Source organism: Mesorhizobium sp. HAY1-8B, assembly GCF_056868045.1.
In genome coordinates this window covers 2,892,801-2,913,319 of record NZ_CP200321.1, presented here as the reverse complement: position 1 = coordinate 2,913,319, position 20,519 = coordinate 2,892,801, and the positions used below count along the sequence as shown (strand labels likewise).

The window sequence follows — 20,519 nt, the reverse complement described above, 5'->3', positions numbered from 1 at the left end:
GGCGCACGGCAGGCCGAACTATTGGTAAGGGCCCCTGAGATTGAGCTTCTCGGCCAGGAGGCAGAAGCGGTCGATCAGCCGGACAAGTTCTTCGCCTTGTCTACCGACAATCGCGCCGCGCTCGGCGGGAGGCGCCTCCGATAGAGCCTTCCACAACCGGCTTTGCCGGTCGCAGACATCAGCCAGTTCGGAGCACTCGCTGGCGGTCAATTTCAGGAGATGATCCGCTGTCACCGGTCCGATGCCGGGCGGCGTCGTCGCGCCAAGGGAAAGATAGCCCGGCGGCACGGTGCCTTTCGCATTGGTCACGGATTTGCGGCAGATGACATCGAAAATCTGGTCGACGGCCTGCTTAGCGCCGGCCACGCGCGAGGGATGGTCCGTGTCGGCCGCGGCGTGCGGCAGAAGTTCAAGCCTGGCACCATGCCTTTCGACAAGACCGAGATAGGGCAGCATCGGGCCGGAGAGACGCCCGGTCGACACATCGCTGAAGAGATCGGCATCGATGGCGGCGTGGCGCACCTGCCCTGCATCCAGCGCGTCGCCAAGCGCCGCAACGTCGACAAGCTCACCGCGGTCGTAATTGACCAGCACCGCGCCCCTGTTCATGCGTGACAGGACATCCGAACCGATGAGCCCGGCATTGGCGTAACGGCCAGTCTGCGCGTCCTGCTTGCCCAGGCCGACATGGACACTCAGCACATCGGCGCCTTCCGCCGCATCGACGAGGTCCGCCGCATAGGCGAAACCTTCGGCCTCGATCCAGTCGCGGTGCCGTGGCCGCGCATGAACCACCACGCGCATGCCGAAGGCGCGGGCGAGCTTGGCCACCTCGCGGCCGATATTGCCATAGCCAATGATCGCGATCGTCTTGCCTTCGAGCTTCTCGGTCGGAAAATCGCGCAGTTCCCTGCCGGTGTCGAAGGCGCCGCGCGCCACCCGGTCGTGCAGCAAGTTGACCGGGAGATCCGGCAGCACTTTCAGGATCGCCTTCATCACCATCTGCGCCGTGGCGCGGCTATTGATGCCGGGCGTGTTCATCAGCACCGCGGTGCCGCCCTCGCCCCCGCCGCCGCCCCAGGAGCGAGAGCCCATATTGGCGGTGCCGGCGCCGATGCGCACGCCGGCCAGCGGAAAAACGGTCTCGGCGGGCAGAAAGGTCGCCGCCGCGATGACGGCGTCATAACGTCCGTCGCCCGCGGCTTCGATCAGCTCTTCCCGGGCGCTGAGGTCCGGCTGGTAGAAGAAATGCACCCGGCCCTGTTCGAGATCGGCTTTGTCGCCAAGCGCGGACAGGTGGAAGCGGCCGCCCTTGGCCTCGACATGGACGCGCGCCTCGTTCGGATCAGGCTTGCCGTCGGGTCCGAGTCGCAGGCCGACCAGATCGCAGATCAGCACCGTGTAGATGGTTTGCGGATCGATCAGCTCCGCGGCCTGTGTGTTGGTGTTTGTGGTCACGTCGTTCCCCATGCAAGCGCGGCAAGCCCTGCTTCGGCAGCAGGGTATCCTGAATAGTCAGAACCTATCGGCCCGGAAAGGTGCCAGATCGATCGCCGGCGGCAAACCGGCGGCAAGTTGCGACACGATCGCCTTTCAGGCACAGTGCGATGCCGCCATTGGCCCCTTGAAGGGTCAAGTCCGACACGCGTAACATCGCGCCATCAGAACTGAGTCTGCTTTATTCATCCGGGCTAATGTCCGGATTGGACTGGGTATTTTCCTTTGAGCACGGATGCAGCCAGCGGCGTGGCGAAGCGCGGCAAATCGTTTGCCCATGTGGCGGAAGCCTCGTGGGGCAAGGGCCTCGGCACCTTGTTGCGGATCGTGCGCATGACGCTGCGCCATCCCTGGCAAGTCGCCATCACCCTTGTCTCGACCGCCATCGCCGCGACGCTGCAGCTTTTCATTCCGCGCCTCCTGGGACGAGCCATCGACCAGGCTCAGGGCGTGATGGCGGCGGGCGCCGGAACCGCGGCCGAGCAGGCGCTCTGGAACACGGCGCTGACACTGCTCGTCGTCAGTATCCTGCGTGGCCTCTTCACCATGGCGCAGAACTATTATGGCGAGGCGGTCGGCCACCAGACCGGCTATGAATTGCGGCTCGCCTTCTACGAGAAGATCCAGCGCCTGAGCTTCTCCTTCCACGACCGGGTCCATACCGGCGATCTCATCACGCTCGGGCTGCTCGATCTCGACGGTGTGCGCATGTTCTTTTCCACCGGCATCCTGCGCGTGGTGCTGCTTGGCGTGCTGATCGGCGTTGGCGCCTACCTCTTGATCAGCACCGATCTCATGCTCGGGCTGCTCAGCCTCAGCTTCGTGCCGTTCGTTGCCTGGCGCTCCTCCGTCACTCAGCTCAAGCTGCGCAGCACCTGGCTGACCCTGCAGGAACGGCTGTCGGTGCTGAGCCGGGTGATGGACGAGAACCTCGGCGGCATCCGTGTCGTGCGCGCCTTCGCGGCGCAGCGCCATGAGCTCGCAAAATTCGATCGCGCCAAGCAGGACGCGCTAGAGCTGGCCAATGAACGCGTCGACATCCGCGTCTCCAACACCAGCGCCATGAATTTTTCCTTCCTGGCCGCCATGGGGCTGGTTCTGTGGTTCGGCGGCCAGAAGGTGATCGCGGGCCAGATCAGCGTCGGCACGCTGGCCCAGTTCCTCACCTTCATGACCATCCTGCAGATGCCGGTGCGCCAGCTCGGCCTGATGGTCAATTCGTTCGCGCGCGCCTCGACCTGCGGCACACGGCTGTTCGAACTGCTCGACACCGAGCTCGACATCAAGGACGTGCCCGATGCCAGAGAGCTGGTCATCACCGAGGGCGTGCTGCGTTTCGACAATGTCGGCTTCCGGTATGAGGGCACGGGCGGCCGCCCGACCCTGTCCGGCATCTCTTTCGAGGCCAGGTCCGGCGAGACGGTCGGCATTGTCGGTCCGCCCGGCAGCGGCAAGTCGACCATCGCGCATCTGATCCCGCGCTTCTACGACGTGACCTCTGGCGCGATCACCATCGACGGCCAGGACATAAGCAAGGTCACGCTGCAGTCGCTGCGCAAGGTGGTTGGCGTCGTGCAGCAGGACGCGTTCCTGTTCACCACCTCGATCGAGAACAACATCGCCTACGGCAATCCCTGGGCGCGTGAGACCCGCATTGGACAGGCCGCCGAGTATGCCCAGTTGCACAACTACATTATCGGGCTTCCGGCCGGCTACACCACGGTCGTCGGCGAGCGCGGCGCGTCGCTTTCCGGCGGCCAGCGCCAGCGCCTGACCATCGCGCGCAGCCTGATGCTGCGGCCATCGGTTCTGGTATTCGACGATTCCACGGCGGCCATCGACGCCGGCACCGAGCAGCGCATCCGCGCGGCGATGAAGCGCTTCGCCAGGGATCGTGTAACGCTGATCATCTCTCACCGGCTGAGCTCTCTGATGCATGCCGACCAGATCCTGTTCGTGGAGGGCGGTCGGATCGTCGAGCGCGGCACGCATGAGGAGTTGCTGGCGCTCGGCGGGCGCTATCGCGCGCTCTACGACCTGCAACTGCGACCGGACGAAGACCGGCTCGAGGGAGCCGCATGATGCCGACACAGGACGACGACGAGAAGGATGACAAAAGCGGACGGCCGACAAAGGCGGTCGTCGGCTCGCACCGCGACGAGGAAGAGGTTTTCGGCAAGGCCTATGACCCCCGCATCATCAGGCGCATCTGGAGTTTCGTCAGGCCGTATCGGGGCCGGATATTCATCTCGGTCGCCGCGGTGCTGGTGTTCACGCTGACGCAGCTCGCGATCCCGCTGGTCATTCGTTACGCCATCGATCACGGCATGGCTCCGGGCAGGCTCGACCGTTCGGTGATGGTCTTCGCGATCACCGCCTTCACCGTGATCATCCTCGTCAACTACGCCGCCAGCCATGTGCAGGAGAGCGTGGTCGGCAAGGTGGCCGAAAACGTGCTGTCCGACCTGCGCCGCGCCATGTTCAGCCATCTGCAGCGTGTCTCGCTCAGCTTCATGGACAAGACCGAAGTCGGCCGGCTGATGTCGCGCCTGCAGGGCGACGTGAATTCGATGCAGGAATTCCTCGAGACGTCGGTGATGTCGGTGGGCGATATCGTGCTTCTGTTCGGCATCGTCACCGTCCTGCTCTGGCTCGATTTTCGGCTCGGGCTGCTGACGCTGTCGACCATGCCGATGCTGTTCATCGTGCGCCTGTTCTGGCTGCCGCGCGCCAAGGTCGCCTTCATGGCCGCGCACGAGACCAACTCCATCGCCAATGGCGCTCTGGCCGAAGGGATCCACGGCGTGCGCACCGTGCAGAGCTTGGAGCGCCAGCATGTCAACTTCGACCTGTACGACGAGAAGGTGCTGGCCAATCTCAACGCCCATCTGCGGTCGGCGAAATACGCGCAGGTGATGGTGCCGATCGTCGACACGCTGACCGGCATCGCCATGGCGACGGTCATAGTGGTTGGCGGTTCGATGGTGCTGTCACATAGCCTCGATGTCGGCGTCATGGTGGCGTTCCTGTTCTATATCCAGCGCTTCTTCGACCCGATCCGATCGCTGACCATGCAGTACAGCGTCATGCAGCGCGCCATGGCTTCGGGCCAGCGCATCTCCGAGGTGCTCGACGTTCCGGTGGATGTCAGCGACAAGGAAAACGCGGTGGCGCTGTCGCGCGACATGGACGGCTCGGTCGAATTCAAGAACGTCACCTTCGGCTACCGGCAGAACCAGCCGGTGCTGAAGAACATCTCCTTCCGCGTCAATCCGGGCGAGACCGTGGCCCTTGTCGGCCCGACCGGGTCCGGCAAGTCGAGCTCGATGGCGCTGGTGCACCGCTTCTACGATGTCTGGTCGGGCGAGGTTCTGGTCGGCGGCCATGATGTGCGTGACCTGACGCAGGATTCGCTCGGCGATCAGGTGGCCATGGTGCTGCAGGAGCCGTTCCTGTTCTCCGGCACGGTGCTGGAAAACATCCGCTACCACAAGACATCAGCCAGCCGCGAAGAGGTGGTGCGCGCCGCACAGGCGGTCGGTGCACACGACTTCATCGAGCACTTGCCCGATGGCTACGACACCGAGCTCGAACAGCGCGGCGGCAATCTCTCGCTCGGCCAGCGCCAGCTGATCAGTTTTGCGCGCGCGCTGGTGGCCGACGCCAAGATACTGGTGCTCGACGAGGCCACCGCCAGCATCGATTCCTACACCGAGATGCTGATCCAGAAGGCGCTGATAAAGCTTCTGGAGGGCCGCACCGGACTGGTCATCGCCCATCGGCTGGCCACCATCCGCGGCGCCGACCGCATCATCGTGTTGCAGAATGGCGAGATCGTCGAAAGCGGCAACCACGAGCAGTTGATGCAGAGGAAAGGCCTCTACGCCCGCCTCTACAACATGAACTACGCTTCGTTCGACGACATTTCCGAAGAAGAGATGGGAATGGACGCGGCGATCGGCAAAGCGACGTGAGGGGTGCTTGCCGAGTCGACCCGACCGTCCGACAACTCGATTTTTCGCGGGCTCACGTCAACTCGCGATCAGATCTGCGGCGATTGGGATTTGCGCGTCTCTGGTAGCGGCAACCCGCTGGCCGTGCGGCCGACCGGGTTATAAGGCCGCTCATATCTGGCGCATAATGCGCGGGACAACACCGTCGTCGGTTACTGAAGCTAGTACCAGCGACCGCGACCATAAAAACCGCCACCGCCGAGCACAATAACGATAAGAACTATGACCAGAATTGTGGTGATATCCATTTACGCCTCCTGAGCGCGCGTGGCCGGATTGGCGGTCACCGCTCTTGCTTGTAGAGCATGAATTGTTCTTGTTTATTTTGACATACACCAACGTTCCGCACGGCATTCTTGTTCCAATGGACTTATCAAGCATGGCTAGCTTATCGGAACCGCTAGCCCTCTCACCCCCGTTGGAAGGTTTCAGCAACCATGTCCTGGCTCGCCAAGGAACCAACTGGCCTGCCGATTTCTTTAGCTGCATGAAGAAACCTAGCATACTGGGGACGGACGATCACGATCACACCGGTTCGGTCGGTATGCCGCCCGAATTCCCATCCCAAAATCAGAATGCTGAAGGAGATTTCGGCGGTCGATTTGGATATGGACATCCCGCTCACAGGCCGGATCCTTTGCCACATACACGTTTTCGGCGGGGGCAGTTCGTCCTCTGCCGCTCGATAAAAAGAAGAGATGGCGCTAACCGGCTATGCAAAAACCCTACGAAATAGCATATTTCGCCAGGAAGCATGGGATCACGCAGGCTCAGGCACGACAGATCACCAAGGATTTCGGCCCCTCACGCGTCAGGTGCGACACGGCCGCCCAGGAGCTGAACTTGGCCGTGGCACGTTCATCGCCTCGCATGGGCGACGGCCGGCATCTGTCTTCGCTACCGAAGGAATAGCTGATTCTGGACGCGGATGGCCGATGCATTGGTCTTGGCACAATCAGCGAAGCCACTTCCTGAACCTCGCGGCTTTGTTCCGTAGGAATGCAGCAGCTGCCGCATCAGACGCCCTTCGCGATGGCCCATTCGCCGCAATGATGAACTTGGCATCTTTCAGCGTGAGACCGTACTTCTTCGCAAAGTAGGTGACGCCATAAGGCTCGTCTTGGGGTATGCCCGCGTTTGTGTCAGCCATTTGTGCCTCGCATGATGGACAGTCTGGCTCGGCTTCGGCCTCTTACGACCAGTCTGGGCTACATCAACCTTCAGCGACAGGCGATGGTTCCGAAACTGCAATATCCCAGGCGACGCTTTCACGCCCGGCATAGCGGTTCAGCCTTTTTTCTCGTGATTGCCCGCAAAGGCTTTGCCAGATGCATTTGTTTCGGAAACGGCGAACTACGCCTCGTTCGCCGACATTCGCAGGATGAGATGGAATTGGACGCTGCAGTCGGCCGGGCGGCGTGGCCGGTGCGGGCAGAGTTCGAACCGAAGATGTCGCTGCCTGCCGCGCTCTCCGAGAGACCTATTTGCGCGTTCCCCTGACGTGGCCGCTGACCTGCACGCCGTCCTCGGCGCGCAGGTACAGAAAGCCGGGAATGGAGATCAGCGGGATGATCGCGGTCAACAGGAATACCTGGTGGAAACGTTCCGGTGTGAGCACGTGGGTCTCCCCCGCTATCAGGCCCAGCAGCATGGCTGCGATCGAGACGCCAAGCGAAACGCTGAGCTGCTGCAGCACGCCGCCAAGGCTGGTGGCGCGGCTGAGCTTGTCCGCGGGCAGGTCGGCATAGGATAGCGTGTTGGAGGTCATGAACTGGGCCGAGCGGACGATGCCGAACAGGAAGACGTAAAGGCCGATCATCCAATGCGGCGTATCGGCATTCATCAGGGCGAAACCAGCCACGGTGGCGGAGCCGACGATGGCGCTGCCGATCAGCACGGCACTGAAGCCGAAGCGACGCAGCAGCGGCGACAGCAGCGGCCGCATCAGCAAGGCGCCGAAGCTGCCGACGAATGTCAGCGAGCCCGAGGTGACCGGGCTCATGCCGAAGCCGACCTGCAACATCAGCGGCATCAGAAACGGCACGCCGTTGAGACCTACGCGGCACAGGCCGCCGGCAAGCGTGCCGACCCAGAAGGAGCGAAATCGAAACAGCGTCAGGTCGACGGCCGGTGCCACGACGCGACGCGCATAGCGCCCGAAAGCCAGCAGCAGCAGGACGGACGCGGCCAGGACCAGCACTGTGGCTGAAACGGGAATGATCGGCCGGCCGATGTTTTCCAGCCCGAATTGCAGCAGCGCGACGCCGCATCCCACCATCAGGAACCCGGCGAAGTCGAAGCGCTGCACTGTTTCCTCGTGGAAATCGTCGACGAAGCGCAGCGCCGCCAGGATGCCAACGCAGCCAAACGGCACGTTGACGTAGAATATCCAGCGCCACGAGGCGTAGGTGGTCAGCAGGCCGCCGAGCAGCGGCCCGATGACCGGCCCCATGATGGCCGGCAAGGTCATGTAGGTCATGGCGGTGATCAGCCCGCTGCGCGGAAAGCTGCGCAGCAGGATGAGCCGCCCGACCGGCGTCATCATGGCGCCGCCCAACCCCTGCAGCGCGCGCATGACCAGCAGCATACCGAAACTGTTGGCCATGCCGCACAGGGCCGAGCCAAGGGTGAAGGTGAACAGCGCCAGCGCGAACACCCTGCGCGCGCCGAACCTGTCGGCAAACCAGCCGCTGACGGGAATGAACACGGCGAGCGTCAGAATGTAGGTGGTAATCGCAAGGTTAAGGCGGACCGGCGTCGTGTCGAGGCTTTGCGCGATGGCCGGGATCGCGGTGGTGATGATGGTGGAGTCGAGCTGCTCCATCAGAAAGGCGATGGCGACGATGATCGGGATGATCAGCCTCAGCCGCGGATCGCGCTCGGTGGCAAATTGAGGCTGTTCCAATGCTCCGGCCAATTCCGTCATGCAGGCTGCTTATAAGTTGTGGCCAAAGTGGCGCATCCCGGTTCAAAGGCAAGATTGCCTCACTTGTGCCAGCCAGCCGGGACCTGATCGCACGCCGTCTTATGGTCCGACAAATAGGTTGGGGGTAGTCCTTTCCACCCTGCCGGAAGTCAACAAATCTTGACCGGCCGCCGTGAGCGGACTGGGCAACGGCTGGACCAGCGACGTCACCCAAAGACGCTGCGCAGTTCAGCGGGCGCCGTCCCGGTTTCGTGAAGGAACGTGTCCGACGCGGGACGGCTTTCCTTCCCATATCTTTGGAACGGAAAGGAGACATTCCCATGAAAAGACAACTCGTATTCCTCAGCTCCATCCTGCTGACCCTGGCCACCAGCGCGATCCCGTTTGCAACCGTCGCCGATGCCGCCGTCGTCAAGCATCATTATGTCCACCTCACCGCTGCCCATGGCGGCCATTCGAATGGCGGGCATGGAGGTCACGGCGGCTGGGTTGGCGGCGGTTGGACCGGCGGCAATTCGGCCACCGGCAATGGCTGGATGGACAACTACTACAACGGTTACGGCAGCTACCATGGCTACGCTGGCGACTTCTGCGGAACCATCGCGTGGACGCTCGACCTGTGCGGTCCCCACGGCCCCTGATCGCTGACCGCACCGCCGGCCTGAGCAAGACAGGCGCCCGGATGTTCCGGGACGCCAAGGAGGCCGTTTTCCTCCCGTACGCAGTGTCGCAAACAGATAGGAGTGACGCTCATGAAAAGACAATTCGTTTTCGCAAGCTCGGTCGTGCTGGCATTGGCAGCAGGCACGACTTCATTTGCCACCACGGCCGACGCCGCGTTCGTCAGGCACAATGGCGGTGGCCATGCCATGGGTCATTTCGGCGGCGGCCACTTTGGCGGCCGCCAAAGTGGCCGCCATTTCGGTGGCGGGCATAGATACGCCTTTCACCACGGATATGAACGCGGTCGCCATTGGGCCGGCGGTGGCTGGAGGGGCGGCTATTACGGCGGGTACTATGATGACTACTATTGCGGACCCGTTCAGCTGGCGCTTGGGCTCTGTGTCCCATACCGCCCCTATTATTATGGCCCATTCGGAATTCTCTGATCGCTGTCCGGCCATGGCACCTGCGCTCTGGTGCCATGGTTCCGTCGGGCTCGGAATGTCGAGCGCCCCGATGCTAGGCGATTTCGGGGCGCCTTGATGCCTCGCGGATCGCCTTGTGGACGCCGCGCTGCAAATCCATGAAGGTCGGGGTTTCCATCACCTCTTCCCGGCGCGGGCGTTCGATGTCGACGTCGAAGGTCTGCATGATGCGTCCCGGACCGATCCCCATGACGACGATCCGGTCCGACAGATAGACGGCTTCCTCCACGTCATGCGTGACGAAGAGCACGGTCAGCCTGTGCTCTTCCCAGATCTGGGTCAGCAGCTCCTGCATCTGATGCCGGGTAAGAGCATCGAGCGCGCCGAAGGGCTCGTCCATCAGCAGCATCTTGGGGCGATAGGACAGCGCGCGCGCAATGGCGACACGCTGCTTCATGCCGCCCGACAGTTCGGACGGAAAGCGGTCGGCACTCTGCGACAGCTTGACGAGGTCGAGATGCTCGAGCGCGATCTCACGGCAGGCCGTGCGATCGTAACCGGCGGCCTTTAGGGCGAACTCGATGTTCTGCCGCGCCGTCAGCCAGGGAAGCAGCGTGTAGGACTGGAAGACGACGCCACGGTCGAGACCAGGCTGCAGGATGGGCGCGCCATCGATGCTGAGATCGCCAGCGTCGAAGTCCTGCAGTCCGGCGACGATCGACAACAGCGTGCTCTTGCCGCAGCCCGACGTGCCGACGAGCGAGACGAACTCATTGTCGGCAAGATCGAGGTTGATGTCGCGCAGCACTTGCGTGCGCCGCTCGCCGGTGCCGAAGCTCTTGTCGAGACCGGCGATGCGCAATTTGGGAACGGTCATCGGCGGTTCCTCATTGCGAATGGCCATCCTGGCGGAACAGGACCTTTTCCAGCGCCTTCATGACCTGATCGGTGATGAGACCGAGCAGGCCGAGCAGCAGGATGTAGCCGATGATGGTGTTGGTCTGGAAATAGCGCTGCGACACCGTGATGCGATAGCCAAGCCCCGACGTCGCCGCGACGAGTTCGGCCAGTACAAGCCAGGTCCACGCCCAGCCAAGGCTGATGCGCAGCGTATCCCAGATGCCCGGCAAGGCGCTGGGCACCACGATGCGCGTCAATATCTTGCGGTCCGGCAGGCCGAGCGTGCGGCCAAGGCCGATGAAATCGGCGGGAACCCGCTTCACATTGTCCATGATCATCAGCACCTGCTGGAAGAAAGTGCCGATGAAGATGATCAGGAACTTTTGGGTATCGCCGGTGCCGGCCCACAGGATGGAGAGCGGCACGAAGGCGACGACAGGCATGTAGCGGATGAAATCCACCAGCGGCTCGATGGCCGCTTCCCAGGAGCGGAAACTGCCGATCAGCACGCCGATCGGGATCGACAGCGCCGAGGCGATGAGGAAGCCGATGGAAATGCGATACGCCGAGGCCGTGAGGTCCACCCACAGCGTGCCGTCGGTGGCGAGCTTGGCGATCTGGGTCGCGACGCTGCCGGGCGACGGCAGGAAGATCGGCTTCACCCATTCCAGGCCGGTCGCCGCCCACCAGGCAAGGCCAAGCCCGACAAAGACGGCCACCGCGATCATCAGGAAACGCGACCTCGCTATGGGGACGCCGATCCCCGAGGATCGGCGGCGCCTCGCCTGTTTCGTGGCCGCCGCTGGCGTGGGGCGCGCCGGGCCGGTTTTCGCCGGAGGCTCCGCGGGCATCTGCGTTACCACCGCGATCCGGCCTTGGTCATTGCGCCGCCTTGACGAAGGACGGGTCGATCATCTGCTCCGGCGTCACGTCGGCCTGCAGCAGCTTGGCGTTCTTGGCCGCCGCCTCGACGTCGGCGAAGGTCTTGGTGGTGAAATCGCCGGTGAGCGCCGTCTTGTTTTCGGCCAGCGAGTAGTAGCGCACGCCGTCGAAAGCGGTGTTCAGGTCCTTGACGTCGGAACCGACGGCCTTGGCGATGATGGCGCGGCCGCCGGGCGTGTCTGCGTTGTAATCCTTGAGTGCGGCGTCCCAGCTCTTGATCATCGCCAGCACCTGGCCGGGCCGGGACTTGATCACCTCGTCACGCACCACCAGCACGTCGCTGATCAGGCCGGGATCCTCGCCGGCGGTGAACAGCAGCTTGACGTCCTTGTTCTGCGCCATGGCGACGGTGAGGTATGGTTCGTAAGTGACCGCGACCGGCACCTGCCCCGCGATCAGGGCGCCGCCGGCGTCGGACGCCGGCATCGGAACGGCTTTCACATCGTCGATCGACATGCCGTTCTTGGCGAGCGCATATTTGAGCAGGATGTCGCTCGTCGTGCCTTCCTCGAAGGCGACCTGCTTGCCCTTGAGGTCGGCGATGGTGGTGACGTCCTTGCCTGCGATGATGGCATCGGCCGTCATCGAGACATCGAGCAGCAGCACGATCTTCACCGGCAGGCCGGCGGCAACCATGCCCATCGCCGTGTGGGTGGCGATGTTGGCCGCGTCGAGCTGGCCGCTGGCCAAAGCGGCGTTGATGTCCTTGTCCTCGGCGAAGTTTACGATCTGAACGTCCGGCAGGCCGTTCGCCTTGAACAGGCCCTTGGCGTCGGCGACGTGCCACTGGCCATAGCCGAGCCAGGGCTCGATGCCGATCTTGAACGATCCGGCCTCGGGCGTCGTGGGAATGGCGGCATCGGCCGCGTGGGCCGCTGGCGCGGCGGCGAGCCCGATGGCGGCGGCCATCATGAGCGCGCGAAATTGTGCTGCTAGGTTACGCATCATCCAGTTCCCCTTGATGATCAGACCGCTTTTTTACCCAGGCATCCGGTCTGGTGAGACTGCGGGTTTCTGCTCTCGCGGCACTGTGCCTCGGCGTCTTGCCCACCACTTCATGGTGAAGTGCAGCGATATTTCAGCGTCAGCGGCAGCGGATGTCAAGACTAAAATACATACATGCATATACAAGTTAGACTGGCATAGATTTCCTGCCAATTCGGCCCATCAGCCTCCCGCCATCTGTCACGCACTCGCCCTGCTGCCGTCAGTTGGTCTTGGTGGGGGAATAGCGGCTGCCGAGCGAGTAGCGGCTGCCGGCATAGGTCAGCTTGCTGATGGTGGCGACGATCGCGCCCGTCCATGTCCGGCGGTGCAGAAACAGGCAGCAGCTGCCGACATCGATGTTGAGATGCCGCGCCGTCTCGGCATCGGCCGGGATGGCGGAAATGATGTGCTCGACCTCGGTCACCGGGGTCTTATGCATGAGGTAGTCGTAGGTCGCCGTCTTCGAAAAATCCTGCTTGTCGTAGTCGGGGATCAGGCTCGGATTGACGAAGCGCTCTTCCAGCTGCACCGGCAGATCGTTCTCGAAATTGACGACGACCGAGTGATAGATCGACACACGCTTCGGGAACTCGAAGGACAGCGCAAGCTCCTTTGTCGGCGTGATGGTTTCCAGCACGAGGACTTCCGAGCGATGCCGGTTGCCGCGCTCGACGATCTCGGCCGCGATGTTGTTGATCTCGATCAGCGTCGATTGCGGCCGGGGCGGCGCGATGAAGGTGCCCACACCTTGCAGCCGGATCAGGAAGCCCGCCGCGGTCAGTTCCCGCAAGGCGCGGTGAACCGTCATGCGCGAGACACCCAGCGAAACCACCAGCTCGTTCTCGGACGGCAGCTTGCGATCCTTGCCCCACTTGCCCGATCCGATGTTGGTCAGGATGTAGTCCTTCACCTTCTCGTAAAGGGGGCTTGCCGTATCGGGCAAATCGATCATTTCAAAATCCTTTCCGGCAATTTATCGGAAATCACGCCGGCTCAACAGGTTGCCGCATGCGGATGATTGTTTTCAAGCCATCGCTCTCCCCCGCCAACAGCCGCTCATAGGCGGCCGGAATGTCGTCGAGGCCGATCTCGCGATCGATCAGGGCCAGCAGCGGCTCGCTCAATTCACCCAGCATCCCGACAGCATCGGGTAGTTCGTCGGCGAAGGCATGGCACCCCAGCAGCGCGATCTCGCGTTCGACCAGAAGGTTGGGATCGATGTCGAGACGGCCATGGAAGATGCCGACCATCGCCACCGCGCTGCCGGCATCGAGAACCCCGAGCAACTGGGTGAACGCGGCGATGCTGCCGGTCGCCTCGACGGCCGCCAGCAGCGGCGCATTGGCGGTCGCGGCGGCAATGGCGTCGCGGTCGAGGTCGACGATTGTTGCGCCGGTCACCCCTGCCACGCGGGCGCAGCGCGCCTGGTTGCGGTCGGCGACAAGCACGGTGCCAGGGAAGGTTCGGGAGAGCAGCAGCGCGGCAAGACCACCGATCGGCCCGCAGCCGACGACAAGCACGGAGCCTGCCGTCTTCGGCAGACGCCGCACCGCGTGCAGCGCCACGGCAAGCGGCTCGGCCATCGCGGCGACCCGCTCGTCAATCGCTGGATCGACACCATGCAGCAGACGCTCGGGCAACACCGCCTGCTCGGCGAAGCCGCCGTCGCAGACCTCGCCGACGAAGCCCAGCGAGGCGCAGAGATGGCGCCGGCCAGCACGGCATTGCACGCAGTCCCCGCACCAGAAGCGGGAATCGGCAACCACCCTGTCGCCGACGGCGATGGTGTCGACGCCCTCGCCGAGCGCGATCACCGTGCCGGTCAGTTCATGGCCGGCCGTCGAAGGTGAGCGGCTTATCCATTGTCCGGTGCGGAAATTGTGCAGGTCCGAACCGCAGATGCCGGCGGCGTCGACCCTGAGTTTCACCCAGCCCGCATCCGGCGCGCCCGGCGCGGTGATGTCCTCCACCCGCAGATCGCCGGGTCCATAAAGCCGTGCCGCCTTCATCGCCATCGTCTCCGCTCAGCCGGCGAGGTAGCGGTCGCGGATCTCCGAGACCGCGTTTTCATGCGAGCTGAAGCCCTCGTAGCGGGCGAGCCTGCGGGCATGCTTCGCCAGTTCCGGGTAGGCGGCCGAGGTGACATAGCCGACCGACGAGCGCTTGACGAAATCCGTCACCGAAAGCGGTCCATAGGTACGCGCCCAGCGGCTGGTCGGCAGCACCGCGTTCGGCCCAAGGACGAAATTGGCAAGGGTCACCGGCGTGTGCGGACCCATGAGGATTTCGGCCGCCTCGGTGATGTGCCCGAGATGCGCGAACGGCTCCTTCGACAGGATTTCCAGATGCTCCGGCGCATAGTCGTTGATGAAGCGATAGCTGTCTTCCAGCGACGAGGTCAGCACGATGCCACCGCGCTTTCCCGTCAGCACCGCGCGTGAGAACTCCACGCGCTGTTCGGTCATCCGCGACCAGTGTTCCGGAAGTGCGGCGAGTGCCGCCTCGGCGACCTTGCGGCTGTGCGTCACCAGATAGGCCGAGGAATCCGGCCCGTGCTCGGCTTCGATCAAGAGGTCAAGCGCGGCAAGGCCGCCGTCGACACTTTCATCGGCAAAGATGATGGCTTCCGACGGGCCGGCCGGAAGACCGGTGTCGATGATCGACGACAGCACGCTTTTTGCCGCCACCACCCACGGGCTACCGGGGCCAACAATCTTGAGCGCGGGTTTCACCGTTTCGGTGCCGTAGGCAACGGCGGCGACGGCCTGGGCGCCGCCACACTTGTAGACGGTGTGCACGCCGGCTAGGCGCGCCGCGACCAACGTTGCCGCATCCACCGACCCGTCCGATGTCGGCGGTGTCACGATGGCGATCTGCGGCACGCCGGCAATGACCGCCGGGACCGACGTCATCATCGTCACCGACGGAAAGGCGCCCTTGCCGCGCGGTACGTAAAGCGCGACCGAGGCGATCGGCGTGTATCGGTCGCCGGCATAGGCACCCGGCCGGACTTCCTTGAGCCACATCGTCTCCGGCTTCTGCTCCTCATGGAAATGCCTGATGTTGTCGATGCCGAAGCCGATGCTTTCCACGACATCCTTTTCGACCTTGTCGAAGGCCGCGTCGAACTCGGCTTCCGAGACCTGCAGTCCGCCTTCGGCGACTTTGGCCTTGTCGAGTTCCCTGGCAAGGCGGATCAGCGCGGCGTCACCCTCGTCCTTGACGGCCTGGATGATCGGGCGGACTTTTTCGACGAAGACCGACAGATCGGCCTCGGCGCGTTTCAGCAGGCCGGCCCGCTGGGTGGCATCGAGCGATGACAGATCGTGGAAGCTGATATCGGACATGGGTATTCCTCTTTGTTGGAACGCAACCTGCCGGCTGGTTGCGTTGCGGAAGACGTTGATTTCGAACCTGTGGCGAGCTGCCTCAGATCGATGCCAGGAATCCGCCATCCACCGGAATGGACTGGCCGGTTATGTAGGCCGCGGCGTCCGAGGCAAGGAACACGGCAACGCCGTGCAGATCGCCGAGATCACCGAAGCGATGCTGCGGAATCTTGGCGAGCATGGATTTCTGCCATGCCTCGTTGCTGTAGAACACATCGGTCATCGCCGTCCGGAAATAGCCCGGGGCGATGGCGTTGACCCTGATGCCGAGATCGGCCCACTCCGCGGCAAGCGCCCGCGTCATGCCGAGCAGGCCTGACTTCGACGAGCCATAGGGCACCGCGGTGGGGATGCCGACTTCCGAGGTCAGCGAGCAGAGATTGATGATGGCGCCGCCACGCCCGGCGTCGCGCATCTGTCGCGCCGCCGCCTGGGCGCAGAAGAACGCGCCCTTGAGATTGGTATCGACGATCCGATCCCACAGCGCCTCGTCGACGTCGAGCGAGGGCCTGACCTCTTCCATCCCGGCATTGTTGACAAGGATATCGAGACCGCCAAGCAGGCTTGCAGCCTCGGCGGTGGCCGTCCGGCAGCGATCGACATCGGTGACGTCGAGGGCAACCGCATGCGCAACCCCGCCGGCCGCGCGGATCGCTGCTGTCGTCTCCTCAAGCGAGGCCAGGCTGCGCGCGGTGACCGCGACATCGGCGCCGGCAGCGCTCAGCGCCTCGGCGATGCTGCGGCCGATGCCCCGGCTGGCGCCGGTGACCAGCGCCTTCCTGCCGGCAAGATCGAACAGAGAAGCATTGCGCATGTGATCCTCCTTGCCGCTGTCGGCTCCGCTTGCATGGCGAGACTATCAGATCAGGTTCCATATACAAGCATGTACAAACTGTTTCGGCTACGCTACTCCTGTCAAAATTCGCCGCACCCGCACGCCTGTCGGTGACCCGGCTCGCCCCCGGGGACGATGCAGCGAAATCCAGTGTTTGAGAAACCCGGTCGATGACGGGAGTCCGTCGCATGGCCGCAGAGGAGCCCGCTCGTGTCAAAAGCCGCGAATATGGTCCGAGCCGAGGTTACGCGCCTGTCGCCTTACAATTCCGGGCTGACCATCGCCGAAGTCATGCAGCGATACGCTCCAGCCAGGATCGCCAAGCTGGGCTCGAATGAAAACCCGCTAGGCCCGAGCCCGACGCTCGCCACCATGATGCAGGCCGGCGGCGAGATGTTCCGGCTCTATCCGGATCCGGCCGGGCGCGCACTGCGCCAGGCCATCGCCGCGAGATATGAATTCAACGAGGACCAAATTATCCTCGGCAATGGGTCGGAGGACTTGCTCTCCGTCATCAGCCGCGCGGTGTTGCGGCCCGGCGATACCATCGTCACGCTTTATCCGTCGTTCCCGCTGCACGAGGACTATGCGACGCTGATGGGCGCGCGCGTCAAGCGTGTCGCCGTCAACGACGACCTTACTATCGACGTCGAAGCCCTGATCGAGGCGGTGCGCGAGCGGCCCCGCATGCTGCTGTTTTCGAACCCAATGAACCCGGTCGGCAGTTGGCTGTCCGGCAGCGATCTGTCGAAGGTGCTGGATGCCGTCGGTGAGGAGACTCTGATCGTCATCGACGAAGCCTATGCCGAATATGCGCTAGGTGAGGACTATGCCTCGTCACTGCGTTACCTCAGCGAACGCGACCGGCCCTGGATCGTGCTGCGGACATTTTCCAAGGCGTTCGGCCTGGCTGGATTGCGGATCGGCTTCGGCATCGTCGGCGATCCGGAATTGCGTGCGCTGCTCGACAGGGTGCGCACACCGTTCAACGCCAATGGCGTTGCGCAGGCGGCCGCGCTGGCCGCGCTCGCGGATGAGGAACACCTCGCCAAGGTTGTCGCACTGGCCAGGACGGAGAGAGCGCGTCTCGAGAATTTCCTGGCGAGCAAGGGCCTCGAAGTCGCCCGTTCCCGAGGCAATTTCCTGTTCTTCAACTGCGGGCAAGATGCCAGCGCATTCGTCGAAGGCCTGCTGCGCGAAGGCGTCATCGTCAAACCATGGAAGCAGGAAGGTTTTGACAGCTACGTGCGTGTCAGCATCGGCTCGCCAGCGGAGAACGACCACTTCATGGCGGCGCTGTCGCAGCTGTTGTGATTTCCCGAAAGCCATGCTGAATTGCCTGGCGCGCACCGGGCACGATATCCGACGGTCTGCCGTTGCAATATGGAGTTTTTCGCAGGTGGCGCATCCCCTTTCGCCCGACGGCTTCCGTCCAGCCTCTCGGACCTGTGTTCTTCCCTGTCACCTTGACGATGCCCAGCATGCTTGAGAGCAACCCACCGAAGAGCCTCTACCGCGAAACGGCCGGCGGCACCGGCGACTACCCTGCCCTCGCCGGCGCGCGGCGGGCGAGGGTCGCGATTGTCGGCGGTGGCTTCACCGGCCTTTCGACCGCCCTGCATCTGGCGGAAGCCGGCGACGACGTTGCCGTGATCGAGGCCCGACAGCCGGGCTGGGGCGCGTCGGGCAGGAATGGCGGTCAGGTCAATCCCGGCCTCAAATACGATCCCGACACGATCGAGGCGATGTTCGGCCCTGAGCTTGGGCCACCGATGATCGATTTCTCCTACAGTGCGCCGGATTTCACCTTCGGTCTTATCAGGCGCCTCTCGATCGCCTGCGAGGCGCGGCAGAACGGCACCATACGCGCGGCCATCCGGCCGAAGCCGGAAGCCGCCGTACGGACCACGGCCGCGCAATGCGTGCGGCGGGGAATGCCGGTCGAAATGCTGGACGCACAGGCGATGGCGGCGCGCACCGGAACCGATCGCTACATATCGGGCATGTGCGATGCCCGCGGCGGCGACCTCCACCCTCTGAAATACAGCCTTGGCCTGGCAGCCGCCGCGCGGGACGCCGGCGCGCGGATATTTGGCGGCAGCGAAGTCGTCTCGCTGAAGCGGGAGGCCGGGCGATGGGTCCTCAAAACCGCGAACGGCTCAATCAGCGTCGAGAAAGTGCTTGTCGCGACCAATGGCTATACCGGAACCCTGTGGCCGGGCCTGCAGCAGTCGCTGGTTCCGGTGTTCAGCGCGATCGCGGCGACCGAACCTCTTTCACCGACGGTCGCGACCCAAATTCTCCCCGACAGGCCTGTCGTCTACGAGGCCGGCAACATCACCGTGTACTACCGCATCGACGCCCAGAACCGTCTTCTCATGGGCGGCCGGGGACCGATGAGGCCCATCGGAGATGCTTCCGCCATCCGCTACCTCACCGATTATGCGCTGCGACTTTGGCCAGCGCTTGCCGGGGTTCGCTGGACACATGGCTGGAACGGCCGGGTAGCGATCACCAAGGACCATCTTCTGCACATTCACGAGCCGGAAGACGGCGTCCTGATCTGCCTTGGCTACAATGGCCGTGGCGTCGCCATGGCATCGGCAATAGGGGCTGCCCTGGCGCGGCGCCTGCGAGGCAACGAGACGTCGCTGTTTCCCATGCCGATATCGCCGCTCCAGCCAATCCGGTTTCACCGCTTCTGGCCGCTCGGGGTGAAGGCCGCGATCCTTTCCGGGCGGCTGAAGGACCGGTTCGGGATCTGACGCGGTGAGCCCGCACGGCCTGACGGCTCACGGGATCGCGAGAAAAACTATGCTTTCAGGTCAGACAATCTTTGGGCATGCCATCTCAGATGGTCGTCCATGAATGTCGAAATGAAGAAATACGAGTGGTCGTAGCCATCCTGCATGCGCAGCGTCAGCGCAATGCCAGCCTTGGCGCAGGCAGCCTCCAGAAGCCAGGGCTTCAGCCCATCATTGAGAAATCCGTCCGACGTTCCCTGATCGACGAAAAACTCCGGGAAACGGTGGCCATCCTCGATGAGCAAGGTGGTATCGTAAGGCCGCCATGATGTCTCGTCCGCGCCGAGATACTTTTCGAAAGCCGGCCGCGACCAGCCGGCGGTGCTCGGCTGCACGATCGGCGCGAAGGCCGAGCAGCTTTTGAAACGTTGGGGATTTTTGAGCGCGATCGTCAGCGCGCCATGCCCGCCCATCGAGTGGCCGAAGATCGCCTGGCGCGTCATGTCAGCCGGAAATTCCCGCGCGATCAACGCCGGCAATTCCTCTGCGACATAGGAATACATGCGGTAGTTCCTGGCGTAGGGCTCTTGCGTCGCATCGAGGTAGAAGCCGGCTCCGGCGCCGAACTGCCAATTGTCCTTCTCGTCGGGAATGTCGGCGCCGCGAGGGCTGGTGTCGGGACAGACAACGATCAGGCCAAGCTCGGCGGCCATGCGCCTGTACTCACCCTTGTCCATGACGTTGGCGTGGGTGCAGGTAAGGCCGGAGAGGTACCACACGACAGGACAAGGTTTTTCGCGAGCCTGCGGCGGCACGAAGACGGCGAAAATCATGTCGCAGGAGCAGACATCCGAAGCGTGGGAATAGACGCCCTGCACGCCGCCATGCGACTTGGCCGAGGAGATGGTCTTCATCCGGTCCGACATGTGTTTCTTCTCCGCCAAACGTCCTTCACGGCCGCCTGTCTACGGCATGGGCCGGGAGCGCGGCAACCCTGATGGATTGGACCATGGTTCCCAGGCCAGGCGGCGGCCGAAAATCATCCCCATAAGGGCCAAGCCATTGACCGTCACCCAGTGCCGGTTCGGGCGTCCGAGTCGGCCGACGTGGTGCGGGTAACGACACTGACGATGGATGGCTTGAGATCGGCCGAATACTCGAAAGCGATCTTTGTCCAGTCTTCATCGAATGCATTGGA

Annotated in this window: 16 protein-coding genes; 6 read left to right on the top strand and 10 right to left on the bottom strand. The window is 63.4% G+C overall.

Features of this window, described 5'->3' with window-relative positions:
* Positions 1-18: 18 nt before the first annotated feature.
* The gene (locus tag AC1VON_RS13655; protein ID WP_483123366.1) at positions 19-1,458 is read right to left on the bottom strand and encodes an NAD(P)-dependent oxidoreductase; all 1,440 of its coding nucleotides are present in this window, start codon (positions 1,456-1,458) and stop codon (positions 19-21) included.
* 264 nt (positions 1,459-1,722) lie between these two features.
* Here AC1VON_RS13655 and AC1VON_RS13650 point away from each other — a divergent pair, with 264 nt between their 5' ends.
* Together AC1VON_RS13650 and AC1VON_RS13645 are read left to right on the top strand one after the other, a co-directional pair.
* On the top strand, positions 1,723-3,579 hold the full coding sequence (locus AC1VON_RS13650) for an ABC transporter ATP-binding protein (RefSeq protein WP_172351661.1): 1,857 nt from the start codon (positions 1,723-1,725) through the stop codon (positions 3,577-3,579).
* Positions 3,576-5,471 carry an ABC transporter ATP-binding protein gene (locus tag AC1VON_RS13645; protein ID WP_172351662.1) on the top strand — a complete coding sequence of 632 codons (1,896 nt, stop codon included), beginning with the start codon at positions 3,576-3,578 and terminating at the stop codon, positions 5,469-5,471. The genes AC1VON_RS13650 and AC1VON_RS13645 overlap by 4 nt, the downstream gene beginning before the upstream one ends.
* 1,519 nt (positions 5,472-6,990) lie before the next feature.
* Here AC1VON_RS13645 and AC1VON_RS13640 read toward each other — a convergent pair.
* Positions 6,991-8,436 carry a DHA2 family efflux MFS transporter permease subunit gene (locus AC1VON_RS13640; RefSeq protein WP_483123363.1) on the bottom strand — a complete coding sequence of 482 codons (1,446 nt, stop codon included), beginning with the start codon at positions 8,434-8,436 and terminating at the stop codon, positions 6,991-6,993.
* 320 nt (positions 8,437-8,756) lie between these two features.
* Here AC1VON_RS13640 and AC1VON_RS13635 point away from each other — a divergent pair, with 320 nt between their 5' ends.
* Both AC1VON_RS13635 and AC1VON_RS13630 read left to right on the top strand, forming a co-directional pair.
* The gene (locus tag AC1VON_RS13635) at positions 8,757-9,077 is read left to right on the top strand and encodes a hypothetical protein (protein ID WP_172351665.1); all 321 of its coding nucleotides are present in this window, start codon (positions 8,757-8,759) and stop codon (positions 9,075-9,077) included.
* 111 nt (positions 9,078-9,188) lie between these two features.
* Complete coding sequence (locus AC1VON_RS13630; protein ID WP_483123361.1) at positions 9,189-9,545, top strand: hypothetical protein; 357 nt, start codon at positions 9,189-9,191, stop codon at positions 9,543-9,545.
* Positions 9,546-9,618: 73 nt separating this feature from the next.
* Here AC1VON_RS13630 and AC1VON_RS13625 read toward each other — a convergent pair whose 3' ends face one another.
* The 7 genes from AC1VON_RS13625 to AC1VON_RS13595 all read right to left on the bottom strand — a co-directional run bounded on the left by AC1VON_RS13625 (position 9,619) and on the right by AC1VON_RS13595 (position 16,556).
* Complete coding sequence (locus tag AC1VON_RS13625) at positions 9,619-10,401, bottom strand: ABC transporter ATP-binding protein (RefSeq protein WP_172351667.1); 783 nt, start codon at positions 10,399-10,401, stop codon at positions 9,619-9,621.
* Positions 10,402-10,411: 10 nt separating this feature from the next.
* Positions 10,412-11,275: an ABC transporter permease gene (locus tag AC1VON_RS13620; RefSeq protein ID WP_483123359.1), complete on the bottom strand. Its 864-nt coding sequence runs from the start codon at positions 11,273-11,275 to the stop codon at positions 10,412-10,414.
* A gap of 28 nt (positions 11,276-11,303) precedes the next feature.
* On the bottom strand, positions 11,304-12,311 hold the full coding sequence (locus tag AC1VON_RS13615; RefSeq protein ID WP_172353044.1) for an ABC transporter substrate-binding protein: 1,008 nt from the start codon (positions 12,309-12,311) through the stop codon (positions 11,304-11,306).
* A gap of 262 nt (positions 12,312-12,573) precedes the next feature.
* Positions 12,574-13,305 (bottom strand): histidine utilization repressor, encoded by a 732-nt coding sequence (gene hutC, locus AC1VON_RS13610; protein WP_483123357.1) that lies wholly within the window; start codon positions 13,303-13,305, stop codon positions 12,574-12,576.
* Positions 13,306-13,336: 31 nt separating this feature from the next.
* Entirely contained in the window at positions 13,337-14,362 is a 1,026-nt protein-coding gene (locus AC1VON_RS13605; RefSeq protein WP_483123355.1) for a zinc-dependent alcohol dehydrogenase, read from the bottom strand.
* Positions 14,363-14,377: 15 nt separating this feature from the next.
* Entirely contained in the window at positions 14,378-15,700 is a 1,323-nt protein-coding gene (gene hisD, locus AC1VON_RS13600) for a histidinol dehydrogenase (RefSeq protein ID WP_483123354.1), read from the bottom strand.
* Positions 15,701-15,782: 82 nt separating this feature from the next.
* Positions 15,783-16,556 (bottom strand): SDR family NAD(P)-dependent oxidoreductase, encoded by a 774-nt coding sequence (locus AC1VON_RS13595; protein WP_483123352.1) that lies wholly within the window; start codon positions 16,554-16,556, stop codon positions 15,783-15,785.
* A 231-nt stretch (positions 16,557-16,787) separates the two neighbouring features.
* Between AC1VON_RS13595 and AC1VON_RS13590 the strand changes: the two genes are divergently transcribed.
* Together AC1VON_RS13590 and AC1VON_RS13585 are read left to right on the top strand one after the other, a co-directional pair.
* Positions 16,788-17,891: a histidinol-phosphate transaminase gene (locus AC1VON_RS13590; RefSeq protein WP_483123350.1), complete on the top strand. Its 1,104-nt coding sequence runs from the start codon at positions 16,788-16,790 to the stop codon at positions 17,889-17,891.
* Positions 17,892-18,058: 167 nt separating this feature from the next.
* Positions 18,059-19,342 (top strand): NAD(P)/FAD-dependent oxidoreductase, encoded by a 1,284-nt coding sequence (locus AC1VON_RS13585; RefSeq protein ID WP_483123348.1) that lies wholly within the window; start codon positions 18,059-18,061, stop codon positions 19,340-19,342.
* Positions 19,343-19,389: 47 nt separating this feature from the next.
* Here AC1VON_RS13585 and fghA read toward each other — a convergent pair whose 3' ends face one another.
* On the bottom strand, positions 19,390-20,247 hold the full coding sequence (fghA, locus tag AC1VON_RS13580; protein ID WP_172351674.1) for an S-formylglutathione hydrolase: 858 nt from the start codon (positions 20,245-20,247) through the stop codon (positions 19,390-19,392).
* Between the last annotated feature and the right edge of the window lie 272 nt (positions 20,248-20,519).